This is a genomic window from Dietzia massiliensis (assembly GCF_018390595.1).
GTDB classification, from domain to species: Bacteria; Actinomycetota; Actinomycetes; order Mycobacteriales; family Mycobacteriaceae; genus Dietzia; species Dietzia massiliensis.
In genome coordinates this window covers 163,129-176,446 of record NZ_JAHBAV010000001.1, presented here as the reverse complement: position 1 = coordinate 176,446, position 13,318 = coordinate 163,129, and the positions used below count along the sequence as shown (strand labels likewise).

Annotated in this window: 15 protein-coding genes and 1 tRNA gene; 15 read left to right on the top strand and 1 reads right to left on the bottom strand. The window is 71.1% G+C overall.

Annotation, left to right across the window (positions count from 1 at the left end; all coding sequences use genetic code 11):
* The first annotated feature begins 107 nt into the window (after positions 1 to 107).
* Positions 108 to 179, top strand: a tRNA-Val gene (locus KHA85_RS00765).
* Between the two features lie 106 nt (positions 180 to 285).
* On the opposite strand, the gene KHA85_RS00760 is transcribed toward KHA85_RS00765, so the two are convergent.
* Complete coding sequence (locus KHA85_RS00760) at positions 286 to 966, bottom strand: DsbA family oxidoreductase (protein ID WP_236884925.1); 681 nt, start codon at positions 964 to 966, stop codon at positions 286 to 288.
* A 158-nt stretch (positions 967 to 1,124) separates the two neighbouring features.
* Between KHA85_RS00760 and thrS the strand changes: the two genes are divergently transcribed.
* From thrS to yajC, 14 genes are all read left to right on the top strand, one after another.
* Complete coding sequence (gene thrS / locus KHA85_RS00755) at positions 1,125 to 3,209, top strand: threonine--tRNA ligase (protein ID WP_043566477.1); 2,085 nt, start codon at positions 1,125 to 1,127, stop codon at positions 3,207 to 3,209.
* Positions 3,206 to 3,808: an ATP adenylyltransferase gene (locus KHA85_RS00750; RefSeq protein WP_007627695.1), complete on the top strand. Its 603-nt coding sequence runs from the start codon at positions 3,206 to 3,208 to the stop codon at positions 3,806 to 3,808. Before thrS ends, KHA85_RS00750 begins: the two co-directional genes overlap by 4 nt.
* A gap of 13 nt (positions 3,809 to 3,821) precedes the next feature.
* Positions 3,822 to 4,481, top strand: a complete 660-nt coding sequence (gene pgsA / locus KHA85_RS00745) for a phosphatidylinositol phosphate synthase (RefSeq protein WP_050797115.1) — start codon at positions 3,822 to 3,824, stop codon at positions 4,479 to 4,481.
* Positions 4,478 to 5,386 (top strand): phosphatidylinositol mannoside acyltransferase, encoded by a 909-nt coding sequence (locus tag KHA85_RS00740; RefSeq protein ID WP_007627698.1) that lies wholly within the window; start codon positions 4,478 to 4,480, stop codon positions 5,384 to 5,386. The genes pgsA and KHA85_RS00740 overlap by 4 nt, the downstream gene beginning before the upstream one ends.
* Before the next feature lie 7 nt (positions 5,387 to 5,393).
* Complete coding sequence (locus tag KHA85_RS00735; protein WP_213184445.1) at positions 5,394 to 6,509, top strand: glycosyltransferase family 4 protein; 1,116 nt, start codon at positions 5,394 to 5,396, stop codon at positions 6,507 to 6,509.
* Positions 6,499 to 7,098 carry an NUDIX hydrolase gene (locus KHA85_RS00730; RefSeq protein ID WP_213184444.1) on the top strand — a complete coding sequence of 200 codons (600 nt, stop codon included), beginning with the start codon at positions 6,499 to 6,501 and terminating at the stop codon, positions 7,096 to 7,098. Before KHA85_RS00735 ends, KHA85_RS00730 begins: the two co-directional genes overlap by 11 nt.
* Positions 7,099 to 7,204: 106 nt before the next feature.
* Positions 7,205 to 8,110 carry a pyridoxal 5'-phosphate synthase lyase subunit PdxS gene (gene pdxS, locus KHA85_RS00725; RefSeq protein ID WP_007626279.1) on the top strand — a complete coding sequence of 302 codons (906 nt, stop codon included), beginning with the start codon at positions 7,205 to 7,207 and terminating at the stop codon, positions 8,108 to 8,110.
* Between the two features lie 7 nt (positions 8,111 to 8,117).
* Complete coding sequence (locus KHA85_RS00720; protein WP_213184443.1) at positions 8,118 to 8,990, top strand: acyl-CoA thioesterase; 873 nt, start codon at positions 8,118 to 8,120, stop codon at positions 8,988 to 8,990.
* Positions 8,987 to 9,601 carry a pyridoxal 5'-phosphate synthase glutaminase subunit PdxT gene (pdxT, locus tag KHA85_RS00715; RefSeq protein WP_213184442.1) on the top strand — a complete coding sequence of 205 codons (615 nt, stop codon included), beginning with the start codon at positions 8,987 to 8,989 and terminating at the stop codon, positions 9,599 to 9,601. Before KHA85_RS00720 ends, pdxT begins: the two co-directional genes overlap by 4 nt.
* A gap of 90 nt (positions 9,602 to 9,691) precedes the next feature.
* Positions 9,692 to 10,444: a YebC/PmpR family DNA-binding transcriptional regulator gene (locus KHA85_RS00710; RefSeq protein ID WP_213184441.1), complete on the top strand. Its 753-nt coding sequence runs from the start codon at positions 9,692 to 9,694 to the stop codon at positions 10,442 to 10,444.
* 63 nt (positions 10,445 to 10,507) lie between these two features.
* Positions 10,508 to 11,167 (top strand): crossover junction endodeoxyribonuclease RuvC, encoded by a 660-nt coding sequence (locus KHA85_RS00705; protein ID WP_213184440.1) that lies wholly within the window; start codon positions 10,508 to 10,510, stop codon positions 11,165 to 11,167.
* Positions 11,164 to 11,763: a Holliday junction branch migration protein RuvA gene (gene ruvA, locus KHA85_RS00700; RefSeq protein WP_213184439.1), complete on the top strand. Its 600-nt coding sequence runs from the start codon at positions 11,164 to 11,166 to the stop codon at positions 11,761 to 11,763. Before KHA85_RS00705 ends, ruvA begins: the two co-directional genes overlap by 4 nt.
* On the top strand, positions 11,763 to 12,869 hold the full coding sequence (ruvB, locus tag KHA85_RS00695; RefSeq protein WP_007626290.1) for a Holliday junction branch migration DNA helicase RuvB: 1,107 nt from the start codon (positions 11,763 to 11,765) through the stop codon (positions 12,867 to 12,869). The genes ruvA and ruvB overlap by 1 nt, the downstream gene beginning before the upstream one ends.
* Before the next feature lie 91 nt (positions 12,870 to 12,960).
* Complete coding sequence (yajC, locus tag KHA85_RS00690; RefSeq protein WP_007626292.1) at positions 12,961 to 13,269, top strand: preprotein translocase subunit YajC; 309 nt, start codon at positions 12,961 to 12,963, stop codon at positions 13,267 to 13,269.
* Positions 13,270 to 13,318 lie beyond the last annotated feature (49 nt).

Below are 13,318 nucleotides of genomic sequence, written 5' to 3'. Positions count from 1 at the left end.
TGGTGGGCCCGAGCTGGGCGGTTGCGAGGATGCGTACCCCGAATTGGGCGGCGGGCCGGGGCTTGCTACAGTGTTCCGGTGCCGAGCGAGAGAGCCCGGCGACATGCGGTCCTATAGCTCAGCGGAAGAGCGCTCCGTTCACACCGGAGAGGTCACTGGTTCGAACCCAGTTAGGACCACAATCACAGCAGAAGCCCTCCCGGACATCGGGAGGGCTTCTGTCGTCGCAGGGGTCGATCGGGGCGCGGGAGCAGCCGGAGCGCAGGGCTGCCCGGCGGCGACGTGTCAGCCGGCGTCGGTTGTGGGCTCCGCGCTGGCCTCCGATGCCTGCTCCAATGCCTGCACGAACACCTCCACAGGCTGCGCGCCGCTCACCGCGAGCCGACCGTCGAACACGAAGAACGGCACCCCTCGGACCCCGAGGCCGCGGGCGGTCTCCACGTCGCGCCGCACCTCGTCGGAGAAATCGTCACCGGCAAGCGTCCGGTCGACCGCGTCGGAGGGCAGGCCGGCGTCGACACCGATCCGCCGCAGCACAGCGGGGTCCGAGATCACCTGCCCCTCGGAGAAGTGGGCGCGGCGCAGTCCCTCGTCCACCTCGTCGGCGCGCCCGTGCTCGGCCGCCAGAGCGGCGAGCCGGTGCGCGTCGAACGTCGAGCAGACCCGCGCCGACCGCCAGTCGAACTCCAGGCCTAACTCGCGGAACCGGGCGGCCATCTGTTCCTGGCCAGCCTCCGCCTCGGCGCGGGACATCTCGTATCTGCGGGCTAGCATCTCGACGCTGGTCTCGCCCGGCTCGTCGCCCGTGACGCGGGGTGCCGACGGATCCAGTTCGTAGGCGCGCCACGCGACCTCCACCTCGGTGTCGGGATGCTCGACCCGGAAGGACTCCAACGCCGCCTCCAGGTGCCGTTTGCCGATCCAGCAGAACGGACAGATGACGTCGGACCAGATGTCGATGCGCATACCCGGGTGCAACGCCCCGGCGAGGTCCGGGATTCCGAGGAGGCCCGGGTAGCATGGACCGGCCCGGTCCCACGTTCGGACCGCGGTGTCAGCCCGGGCGGCCCGTCGCCGCCCGACGTCCACTGCCGAGGAGATCGTCCCCCGTGTCCGAGAACCGCATGCCTCAAGCCGATGTCGACGCGACGGGTGCGGCCACCGTGACCACCGTCATCCCGGCCGGTGAGCCGGCGGGCAAGATCCTCGCCGAGCGCGAGCTCCAGTCGCGCAGCGGGCCGGAGACCATCGTCGTGGTGCGCGACCCGGAGGGCACCCTTCGGGATCTGTCGTGGGCGCCGGAGGCGGACACCGAGGTCGAGCTCGTCCGCGCCGACACCGAGGACGGCCGGTCGGTGATCCGACACTCGTGTGCGCACGTGCTCGCCCAGGCCGTGCAGGACAAGTTCCCCGAGGCCAAGCTCGGCATCGGGCCGCCGATCGAGAACGGCTTCTACTACGACTTCGACGTCGCCGAGCCCTTCACCCCCGAGGACCTCAAGGACCTCGAGAAGCGGATGAAGAAGATCATCAAGGCCGGTCAGCGCTTCTCGCGCCGCGAGTACGCCTCGCTCGACGAGGCCCGGGCCGAGCTGGCCGGCGAGCCGTACAAGCTCGAGCTCATCGAGGACAAGGGTCGAGCGGACGCCGGCGACGAGAGCGGCGCCGAGGCGCTCGAGGACTCCGAGATCATGGAGGTGGGCGCGGGCGCACTCACCGCGTACGACAACCTCAACCCCCGGACCGGTGAGGTCATCTGGTCCGACCTGTGCCGCGGGCCCCACACCCCGACCACCAAGTTCATCCCCGCGTTCACGCTCACCCGCTCATCGGCCGCCTACTGGCGGGGCGACCAGAGCAACGCCGGCCTCCAGCGCATCTACGGCACCGCGTGGGAGAGCACCGAGGCCATGGACGCCTACCTCGACCGACTGGCCGAGGCGGAGAAGCGCGACCACCGGCGGCTCGGCACCGAGCTCGACCTGTTCAGCTTCCCCGACGAGATCGGTTCCGGTTTCCCGGTGTTCCACCCGCGCGGCGGAATCATCCGCAATGAGATGGAGCAGCACTCCCTCAGGCGCCACCTGGCCGCCGGCTATTCGCTGGTCAACACCCCACACGTGACCAAGGGGGATCTGTTCCGCAAGTCGCAGCACCTGAGCTGGTACTCGGAGGGTATGTTCCCCCCGATGGTGCTCGACGCCGAACACGACGCGGACGGCAACGAGACCAAGCCGGGGCAGGACTACTACGTCAAGCCCATGAACTGCCCGATGCACAACCTCGTCTTCGACTCCCGCGGTCGCTCGTACCGTGAGCTGCCACTGCGGATGTTCGAGTTCGGCACCGTCTACCGGTACGAGAAGTCGGGCGTGATCCACGGGCTCACCCGCGCCCGCGGCTTCACCCAGGACGACGCCCACATCTACTGCACCGAGGAGCAGATGGAGGGCGAGATCGCCTCCGTGCTCTCGTTCATCATCTCCCTCCTGCGTGACTACGGTCTCGACGACTTCTATCTGGAACTGTCCACCAAGGACCCGGAGAAGTACGTCGGCGGCGACGAACTGTGGGAGCGGGCCACCGAGACCCTGCGCCGCGTGGCGACGAATTCCGGGCTCGAACTCGTGCCGGACCCGGGCGGGGCGGCCTTCTACGGTCCCAAGATCTCCGTGCAGGCACGTGACGCGATCGGCCGCACCTGGCAGATGTCGACCGTGCAGCTCGACTTCAACCTGCCCGAGCTGTTCGATCTGACCTACAACGCCGCCGACGGGACCAAGAAGCGCCCCGTCATGATCCACCGCGCGCTCTTCGGCTCGATCGAGCGGTTCTTCGCCGTGCTCCTCGAGCACTACGCGGGCCTGTTCCCCGCGTGGCTCGCGCCCGTGCAGGTGGTGGGCATCCCCGTCGCGGAGGCGCACGAGAAGCACCTCGAGGACGTCATCGACGAACTGAGGGGCAGGGGTATCCGAGCCGAGCTCGACACGTCCGACGAGCGGATGCAGAAGAAGATCCGCAACCACACCACCGGCAAGGTCCCGTTCATGCTGTTGGCCGGCGACCGCGACGTGGAGGCCGGCGCCGTGAGCTTCCGGTTCCCCGACGGCACCCAGCTCAACGGTGTCTCGCGCAACGCCGCCATGGACAAGATCGCCTACTGGATCAACTCGCGCCGTAACGACGTGCCCACCGCGGAGCGCGTGTGACGTCCGGGGACTCGGTGCCGACCGAGGAGTACCGCCAGTTCGGCGTGGGCGAGGACCGTCTCCAGCTGCTGTGGGCACCCTACCGGATGTCCTACATCGCGGAGACCCGCCCGGAACCCGCCGAGGGGATGACGGGGGAGCCGTTCCTCGACATCCCCCGGATGAGCGACGAGGACGGGCTGGTGGTCGCCCGGGGCGACCATGTCTACGTCGTACTCAACCTCTTCCCGTACAACCCGGGTCACGCCATGGTGGTGCCGTACCGCAAGGTGGCGAACCTGGAAGACCTGGACGACGACGAGTCCCGTGAGCTGATGTCCTATACGCAGCACCTGATCCGGGTCGTCAAGGCGGTCTCGGCACCCGATTCGTTCAACGTCGGGCTCAACCTCGGCGGCGCGGCCGGCGGGTCGCTGTCCGACCATCTGCACCAACACGTCGTCCCACGCTGGATCGGGGACGCCAACTTCATTACGGTGACCAGCGGCACCAAGGTACTGCCGCAGCTCCTCCGTCAGACACGGCAGCTGCTCGCCGAGGCGTGGTCCACCACGGGGTCCCCGGCTACCGTGCCCGGGTCGACCACACCTTCTAGGTAAGCGGGGGGGACGAATGCTCAGCGAGTACGGAAGGTCTGGGGTCACCCGGGTGACGCACCCGTTCGCGACGCTCCTCGTCCGGGCGGGCGTCACGGCCAACGGCATCACCCTGACGGGGCTCGTGCTGACCAGCGCCGCGGCCGTCGCCCTGTTCGGCAACGGACTGCTCGTCGCGGGCGCGATCGTCATCGCGTTGTGCACCCTGCTCGACCTGGTCGACGGCGCCGTCGCGCGCGCCGGCGGCGGCGGATCGCCGTACGGCGCCCTGGTCGACGCGGTGTCCGACCGGGTCGCGGACGGCGTGATCCTGTCCTCCCTGCTGTGGTGGCTCGTCCACGCCGAGCCCGACAACCGCTACGCCCTCGTCATGCTCCTGGCCTGCCTGGTGCTGTCACAGGTGGTGTCTTACTCCAAGGCCCGCGCGGACGCCGGCGGCCTGCGTACCCCCGGCGGGCTCATGGAGCGCGCGGACCGGCTGGTGCTCATCCTGCTCGGCGCCGGGCTAGAGGGACTGGGTGTCCCGTGGGCCCTCGAGGTCGGGCTCACCGCCGTCGCGGTGGGCAGCCTCGTCACGGTCGTCCAGCGGGTGTGGGGCGGGCGCACCGACTACCTCCGGCGCGTGGCCCACGAGGACGTCGCCACCGCACCGGCCACGGGGCCGGGAGACCGATGAGCGACGTGCCCGAGCGCCTGTCCGACCTGGGCTACGCGGCCGGATGGGCCGTGGTCCGGGCCCTCCCCGAAGGCCTGGCGCGGGCGCTCTTCCGCACGGGCGCCGACATCGCCGCCCGTCGGCAGGGCCCCGATTCCCAGCTGCGCAGGAATCTCGCCCGGGTCCTCGGCGTCGCCCCGGCGGAGGTCCCCGACGAGCTCATCCGCGACTCCTTCCGGTCCTACGCCCGGTACTGGCGGGAGGCGTTCCGCCTGCCGTCCATGGACCGCGAGGCCGTCGCCCGCGAGATGGACCGCACCATCGACGGGATCGAGCACCTGGACGCGGCTCTCGCGCAGGGGCGTGGCGTCGTGGTCGCCCTGCCGCACTCGGCCAACTGGGACCTCGGTGGCACCTGGCTCGCGCGGCGGTACGGCGGGTTCGCGACGGTCGCGGAGCGCCTCAAGCCGGAGTCGCTCTACCAGCGCTTCCTGGATTATCGCGAGAGTCTGGGGTTCACCATCTACCCACATACGGGCGGACCCACCCCACCGCTCGACGCGCTGCGGGACTACCTCGCCGGAGGCGGCATCGTCGCTCTGCCGGGGGAGCGGGACCTGCGCCGGACCGGTGTGCCCGTGACGTTCTTCGGCGAGACCACCCGCATGCCCGCCGGGGCCGCCAGGCTCGCGGTGGAGACCGGCGCACCGTTCCTCGTGGCCCAGTTCTGGTACGACGGCCCCGACACGATGCGCGTGCGGGTCACCCCGCCGATAGACGTCTCCGGGGGAGTCGAGCCCGCCGTCCAGGCGATGGCCGATCTGTTCGCCGAGGGCATCGCCCGCCACCCCGCGGACTGGCACATGCTGCAGCCCCTGTGGCTCGACGACCTGTCGGCCGAGCGGCGAGAGCGGATCGAGGGCTGATCCGGCCGTGCGTATCGGCATGATCTGCCCCTACTCCTTCGACGCCCCCGGCGGAGTACAGGCCCACGTCGTGGACCTCACGGAGGAGCTCCGCCGTCGCGGGCACACCGTCCGCGTCCTCGCGCCGGGCAGCCCCGGCAGTGCTCCGGTCTCCGGTATGACGCTGACCGGGCCGGGCGTCCCGATCCCGTACAACGGGTCCGTCGCCCGGCTCAGCTTCGGACCCGCGACCTGGCGAGCGACCCGGCACTGGCTCCGCGAACAGCCCCTCGACGTGCTGCACATCCACGAACCCAACGCCCCCGGGGTCGGCATGTTCGCTCTCGCGATGTGTTCGGGCCCCATCACGGCGACCTTCCACACCTCCACCACCGGGTCGATGATCCTCGACGCCGCGGACGGCGTCCTGGCGCCGCTGCTCGAGAAGATCCGTGGCCGCATCGCCGTGTCGAGCCTGGCCCGCCGCTGGCAGATGGAGGCCCTGGGCTCCGACGCCGTGGAGATCCCCAACGGTGTCGACGTGGGCGCCTTCAGCGACGTCGACACCTCAGGGGAGCCGACCGACGCCCCGACGGTGACGTTCCTCGGCCGTTACGACGAGCCCCGGAAGGGGATGGGGGTCCTCGCCGCCGCGCTGCCGGCCGTCCTGCGCGAGGTCCCGGGCCTGCGCCTGCGGATCATGGGCGACGGCGACGAGCAGGCCCTGCGCGCCCGGCTGCCCGCCGGTCTCGACGTGGAGTTCCTCGGCCGCGTCGACGACGCCCGCAAGGCCGCCGTCCTCGCCGCCGCCGACGTCTACTGCGCCCCCAACACCGGCGGCGAGAGCTTCGGCATCGTCCTCGTGGAGGCCATGGCCGCCGGCACCGCGGTCGTCGCCTCGGACCTCGACGCGTTCCGCCGGGTCCTGCGCGACGGGGAGTGCGGAGAACTCGCGGCGGTCGGGGACGCCGACGCCCTCGCCGGCGCCCTCACGGCGGTCCTCACCGCCCCCGCCCGCCGGTCCGAGCTGTGCACCCGCGGCAGCGAGGCTGTCCGGGAGTACGACTGGCCCGTCGTCGCCGACCGGGTGATCCGCGTGTACGAGACGATCCGCGGACCGGGGGAGACGCTCCGTGTCCGTTGAGCTGATCGTCCTCGTCGTCGTCGTCCTCGTCGCGGCCCTCACCGCCGCCCTGCTCGGCGCCTACCTCACCGCCCACCGGCTGGACCGGCTGCACATCCGCACCGACCTCGCCCGCGCCGCCCTGGCCGGCGCCCTGGAGCGGCGCCACGCGGTCACCGCCGCGGTCGTGCGCGACCTCGCCCCGCGCGATCCACCCGGGGCCGACCGCCTGTCCCACGCGCTCGCCCGCGCCCGCGCCCACCCTCCGGACGCCGTCGCCGGGCCCGACCCGGCTCCCCAGCCCCCGCCGCGCCGGAGGACCGACCGGACCGACGACGACGAGGCCGGTGAGCACGCCGAACTGGCCGAGAACACCCTCGGCATGATGCTGGCCGCCCTCGACGTGGGGGCACTGCCCGTCGACCTCGCCGACGAACTCGAGGACGCCACCGACCGCGTCTCCATGGCCCGCCGCTTCTACAACGACGCCGTGCGGGACACCCGCGCCCTGCGCGACCAGACCGCCGTGCGCGTCCTGCGCCTGGGGGGCCGCGCACCCATGCCCGATTACGTCGAACTCGTCGACCCCCCGCCGGGACGGGACGCCTGACGGCGTGGCCGCGGACCGCGGGGGGAACGCGGTTGGGGCGGCGAGGTGAGGGCGACCTACACTGGTAGGCCTGAACACGTCGTCTGAGCCAGGAAAGGCCAATTTCGTGAGCGAGCCGCAGTCGAGCGAGAACACCACCGGAACAGCCCGCGTCAAGCGGGGCATGGCCGAGATGCTCAAGGGCGGCGTCATCATGGACGTCGTCACCGCCGAGCAGGCGAAGATCGCCGAGGACGCCGGTGCCGTGGCCGTCATGGCTCTCGAGCGTGTTCCCGCCGACATCCGCGCCCAGGGCGGCGTCGCCCGCATGAGCGACCCCGACCTGATCGACGGCATCATCGAGGCCGTCTCGATCCCGGTGATGGCCAAGGCCCGCATCGGCCACTTCGTCGAGGCCCAGATCCTGCAGGCACTCGGCGTGGACTACGTCGACGAGTCCGAGGTCCTCACCCCGGCCGACTACACCAACCACATCGACAAGTTCGCCTTCACCGTGCCGTTCGTCTGTGGCGCGACCAACCTCGGCGAGGCGCTGCGCCGCATCACCGAGGGCGCGGCCATGATCCGCTCCAAGGGTGAGGCCGGCACCGGCGACGTCTCCAACGCCACCACCCACATGCGGTCGATCCGCCAGCAGATCCGCAAGCTCCAGAGCCTGCCGGAGGACGAGCTGTACGTGGCGGCCAAGGAGCTGCAGGCCCCGTACGAGCTCGTCAAGGAGGTCGCGGAGAAGGGCAAGCTCCCCGTGGTGCTGTTCACCGCCGGCGGCATCGCCACCCCCGCCGACGCCGCGATGATGATGCAGCTCGGCGCCGAGGGCGTCTTCGTCGGTTCCGGCATCTTCAAGTCCGGCAACCCGTCCGAGCGGGCCAAGGCGATCGTCAAGGCCACCACCTTCCACGACGACCCGGAGATGCTCGCGAACATCTCCCGCGGCCTCGGCGAGGCCATGGTCGGCATCAACGTCGACGACATCCCGGAGCCCCACCGGCTCGCCGAGCGGGGCTGGTGACCCGCCGGTGGCGAAGATCGAGGACATCCTCGACCTCGAGCGGATCGACCGCGACCTCTACCGGGGCCCCGCGATCCGCACCCATCTCCAGCGCACCTTCGGCGGACAGGTGGCCGGTCAGACCCTGACCGCCGCCGTCCGGACCGTGGACTCCGACAAGCACGTCCACTCCCTGCACGGGTACTTCATCCGCCCGGGGATCCCGGACGTGCCCACCGTCTATCAGATCGACCGACTGCGGGACGGGCGGAGCTTCGCCACCAGACGGGTCACCGCCATCCAGGAGGGCGAGCCGATCTTCACGATGTCGGCCTCGTTCCACCTGCGCGACCAGGACGGGATCGAGCACCAGGACCGGATGCCCCGCGTCGTCGACCCCGAGGAGATCCCCGTGCCCTCCGTCGACGACCTGGATGAGGTCCACCGCGTATTCGTCGACGAGTGGGCCCAGTGGGACATCCGGTTCGTCCCGCGTGACGGGATGCCGACCAGTTCCGCGCTGGCCGCGCAGCAGCGGGTGTGGTTCCGGTGCGTCGACACCCTCCCGGACGACGCGAACTTCCACGTGTGCACGCTGGCGTACATGTCCGACATGACCCTTTTGGGATCGGCCAAGATCCCGCACCCGGACGAGCCGACCCAGGACGCCTCGCTCGACCACGCCATGTGGTTCATGCGTCCGTTCCGGGCCGACGACTGGCTGCTCTACGACCAGACGTCCCCGTCCGCCTCCGGGGGGCGTGCCCTGACCCAGGGGCGGATCTTCGACCGATCGGGCCGACTCGTGGCCGCCGTGACCCAGGAGGGACTGTCCCGACGACTCAATCCCGGGGCGCAGTCGTTCCCCGTGGACACCTCCGGCTCCACGTCCGTGTCGTGACCGGACCCGCACCGGCGATCGGTGTCCTCGCCCTCCAGGGCGACGTGGCCGAGCACATCCGTCACCTCGAGACAGTCGGCGCCCGGGCCGTCCCGGTGCGCCGACGGTCCGAGCTGGACGCGGTGGACGGCTTGGTCCTGCCGGGAGGCGAGTCCACCACGATGAGTCGACTGCTGGACGTGTACGAGCTGCACGAGCCCGTGGCCGAGCGGATCTCCGGCGGCATGCCCGTCTACGGGTCGTGCGCCGGCATGATCCTGCTCGCCTCGGACGTCCTGGACACCCGGGCCGACGCGACCTGGTTCTCCGCGATCGACATGACGGTCCGCCGGAACGCCTTCGGACGGCAGGTCGACTCGTTCGAGGCCGACCTCGTCGTCGACGCCCTCGGCGGTGACCCGGTACGCACGGTGTTCATCCGCGCGCCCTGGGTCGAATCGGTCGGGCCCGACGTCGAGGTCCTCGCCGACGTCCGCGCCTCCGACGGCCGGGACCACGTGGTCGCGGTGCGGCAGGGCAACGCCCTGGCCACCTCGTTCCACCCCGAGATCACCGACGACGTGCGCGTCCACGGGTACTTCCTCGACATGGTGCGGCAGGCCACCTCGTAGACTGGGCGGTCAGCGGACCTCTACGAGGCCCCGCGCCGGGCCGCCGGACGGCGGGACCCGGTCCCCAGACCCCCGGAGGGCGGAACATCAATGGCAGGCCATTCCAAGTGGGCCACCACCAAGCACAAGAAGGCGGCGATCGACGCCAAGCGCGGCAAGCTCTTCGCCAAGCTCGTCAAGAACATCGAGGTGGCCGCCCGCACGGGCGGCGGTGACCCCGCCGGAAACCCCACTCTCTACGACGCCATCCAGAAGGCCAAGAAGAACTCCGTCCCGGCCGACAACGTCGAGCGCGCCCGCAAGCGCGGCGCCGGCGAGGAGGCGGGCGGTGCCGAGTGGGAGACCATCATGTACGAGGGCTACGGCCCGAATGGCGTGGCCATGCTCATCGAGTGTCTGACCGACAACCGCAACCGCGCCGCCGGCGAGGTGCGTACGGCGATGACCCGCAACGGCGGCAACCTCGCCGACCCCGGCTCCGTGGCGTACCTGTTCGCCCGCAAGGGCGAGATCGTCCTGGACAAGGGCGATCTGACCGAGGACGACGTCCTCATGGCCGTGCTCGACGCCGGCGCAGAGGAGGTCAACGACCTCGGCGAGCAGTTCGAGGTGGTCTGCGAGCCCACCGACCTGGTCGCGGTGCGCACCGCCCTGCAGGAGGCCGGGATCGACTACGAATCGGCCGAGTCGGGCTTCCGGGCGTCCGTAGAGGTCACGGTCGACGCCGACGGTGCCGCCAAGGTCTTCAAGCTGATCGACGCGCTCGAGGACTCCGACGACGTGCAGAACGTCTACTCGAACATGGACGTCCCCGCGGACGTGCTGGCGAGCCTCGACGTCTGACGGCCGACCCCACTGGTAGGGTCTCGAACGTAGGTTCTACCACCGGTCGAGGAGAGGTCGCAGATGCGCGTCATGGGTGTGGACCCGGGGCTGACCCGGTGCGGGCTCGCCCTCATCGAGACCGCCCCGGGTCGCGCGGTCACGGCGCTCGACGTGGACGTGGTGCGCACGACCTCCGACGAGCCGCTCGAGCGGCGCCTGCGGGCCGTGCACTCCGTGGCCGACGAGTGGATGGAGATCCACCGCCCGGACGTGGTGGCCATCGAGCGCGTGTTCGCGCAGAACCAGGTCTCGACCGCCATGGGTACCGCTCAGGCGGCAGGTGTCGTCGCGCTGGCGGCGGCCTACCGGGAGATCCCCGTGGCGTTCCACACCCCGTCGGAGGTCAAGGCGGCGATCACCGGTAGCGGGCGCGCGGACAAGAAGCAGATGACCCTCATGATCACCCGCATCCTGGGTCTGCAGAAGCCGCCGAGCCCGGCCGACGCCGCGGACGCGCTCGCCCTTGCCGTGTGTCACAGTTGGCGCGCGCCCATGCAGGGTCGGGTCGCCTCGCTCGATGCCCACGTCGCCCGCTCGCGGGCCGGCTTCGAGGCGAAGGTCGCGGCCGTCAGGGAAGCGGCGGCATCGGACGGGACCGGGCGGCGCGACCCGGCCGCCGACCAGGAACGCGCCCGGGCGGCCGCCCGGGGCATGGCGCGGACGAAAGGAGTGCGCTGGTGATCGCCTCGATCCGGGGGACGGTGGCCGAGATCGGTCTGGACCGCTGCGTCGTGGAGACCGGAGGCGTCGGTGTCCTCGTACACGCGACCCCGGCCGCGCTCGCGGGACTGCGGCGCGGCGCGGAGGGCATGCTCCACACCGAACTCGTGGTCCGCGAGGACTCGCTCACCCTCTACGGTTTCGACTCCGTCGACGCGCGGCAGCTGTTCCTCACCGTGCAGACCGTCTCCGGCGTCGGACCTCGGCTCGCGCTGGCGATCGTGGCCACACTCGAACCCGAGGCCCTCATCCGCGCACTCGGGACCGGAGACGTCAAGGCGCTGACCCTGGTACCGGGCGTCGGCAAGCGCACTGCCGAGCGGATGGTCCTCGAGCTCAAGGACAAGGTCGGCCCGGTGCCGGACGGTGACGCCGCGTCCTCCGTGGTCGGGAACGGGCGCGTGCCGGCCGCCACCGAGGTGGCCGACGCCCTGGAGGGACTGGGCTTCTCCGCCGCGGAGGCCGAGAAGACCGCCACCGCCGTACTGGACTCACAGCCCGACCTCGATCCCGCGCAGGCTCTGCGCCTGGCCCTCAAGTCTCTCGGTAAGCGCTGATGACGGGACAGTTCGACACCGCGGGTGGCGGCGCTGACGCCGGGGACGGGCACGAGGCGGAGCTCTCGGCCTCGCTCACCCCGTTCGACACCGACGTCGAGGGCGCGTTGCGGCCACGCAGCCTCGGGGAGTTCATCGGGCAGGAGACCGTCCGCGAGCAACTCGATCTGGTCCTCACCGCCGCCACCCGCCGCGGAGTCGTACCCGATCACCTGCTCTTCTCCGGACCGCCGGGGCTGGGCAAGACGAGTCTGGCCATGATCGTGGCCGCCGAGCTCGGCGGTTCGCTGCGCATCACGTCCGGCCCGGCCCTCGAGCGCCCCGGGGATCTCGCCGCGATGCTCTCCAACCTCATCGAGGGCGACGTGCTGTTCATCGACGAGATCCACCGCATCGCCCGGCCGGCCGAGGAGATGCTGTACCTCGCCATGGAGGACTTCCGCATCGACATCATGGTGGGCAAGGGGCCCGGGGCCACGTCGATCCCACTGGAGATCGCCCCGTTCACCCTGGTCGGTGCCACTACGCGCTCCGGCGCGCTCACCGGTCCGCTGCGTGACCGCTTCGGGTTCACCGCGCACATGGACTTCTACACCGACGCCGACCTGGCCCGGATCGTCACCCGCGCGGCCGAGATCCTCGCCATCCCCGTCGACCCCGACGCCGCCCTGGAGATCGCCGGTCGTTCACGCGGCACGCCCCGGATCGCCAACCGCCTGCTGCGGCGCGTCCGCGACTTCGCCGAGGTACGGGCGGACGGCCGCATCACCGTGCCCGTCGCGCGCGCGGCCCTCGAGGTGTACGAGGTCGACGAGCTGGGACTCGATCGCCTGGATCGCGCCGTGCTACGCGCGCTGCTCGTCCAGCACGAGGGCGGACCGGTGGGCCTGAGCACGCTGGCCGTGGCGGTGGGGGAGGAGTCGACCACCCTGGAGGAGGTCTGCGAGCCCTTCCTCGTCCGCGCGGGCCTGCTCGCCCGGACCCCCCGGGGACGCATCGCGACCGCCGCGGCGTGGGACCACCTCGGGCTCACCCGCCCCGACAAGACGCCCTCCGAGCCGATGCTGCCGGTCGAGGTCGACCGGGGCCCCGGCGCGCGCGGCTGAGCCCCGGGCTGGCATCCTCGGACGGGACCGTCCGTAGCCCGGACCCGACCCACCGGACCCGGAACCCGCGGGTCCACACCAGGAGGACCCCATGGGACTGGAACTGCTGCTGCCGTTGATGATCATCGTGCTGCTCGTGCTGATGTTCATGCAGAGTTCGAAGCAGCGCAGGGCGATGAAGGAACTGCGGGAGATGCAGGAGTCCCTCACCGTGGGGGACCACGTGCTCACCACTTCCGGCCTGCACGCCACGATCGTCGCCGTGGAGGCGGACACCCTCGAGCTGGAGATCGCGCCCGGGATCCGAACCCGCTGGGACCGGCGCGTCATCCGCGAGAAGTTCGACAGCTCCGCCGCGCCGGAAACCGGACCGGGGACCGACGCCTCGGGTTCCCGGTAGTCGACTACCGGCGAGTAGTGTAGTGGGGCCGACCAGCCGGAGGCCTCAG

What these genes read in the sequence shown, in the direction of transcription:
- pgsA (WP_050797115.1), top strand. Translation starts at nt 3,822, where the DNA reads ATGCTCAGCGAGTACGGAAGGTCTGGGGTCACCCGGGTGACGCACCCG.
- thrS (WP_043566477.1), top strand. Translation starts at nt 1,125, where the DNA reads ATGCCTCAAGCCGATGTCGACGCGACGGGTGCGGCCACCGTGACCACC.
- KHA85_RS00740 (WP_007627698.1), top strand. Translation starts at nt 4,478, where the DNA reads ATGAGCGACGTGCCCGAGCGCCTGTCCGACCTGGGCTACGCGGCCGGA.
- KHA85_RS00760 (WP_236884925.1), bottom strand. Translation starts at nt 966, where the DNA reads ATGCGCATCGACATCTGGTCCGACGTCATCTGTCCGTTCTGCTGGATC.
- KHA85_RS00710 (WP_213184441.1), top strand. Translation starts at nt 9,692, where the DNA reads ATGGCAGGCCATTCCAAGTGGGCCACCACCAAGCACAAGAAGGCGGCG.
- KHA85_RS00705 (WP_213184440.1), top strand. Translation starts at nt 10,508, where the DNA reads ATGCGCGTCATGGGTGTGGACCCGGGGCTGACCCGGTGCGGGCTCGCC.
- ruvB (WP_007626290.1), top strand. Translation starts at nt 11,763, where the DNA reads ATGACGGGACAGTTCGACACCGCGGGTGGCGGCGCTGACGCCGGGGAC.
- yajC (WP_007626292.1), top strand. Translation starts at nt 12,961, where the DNA reads ATGGGACTGGAACTGCTGCTGCCGTTGATGATCATCGTGCTGCTCGTG.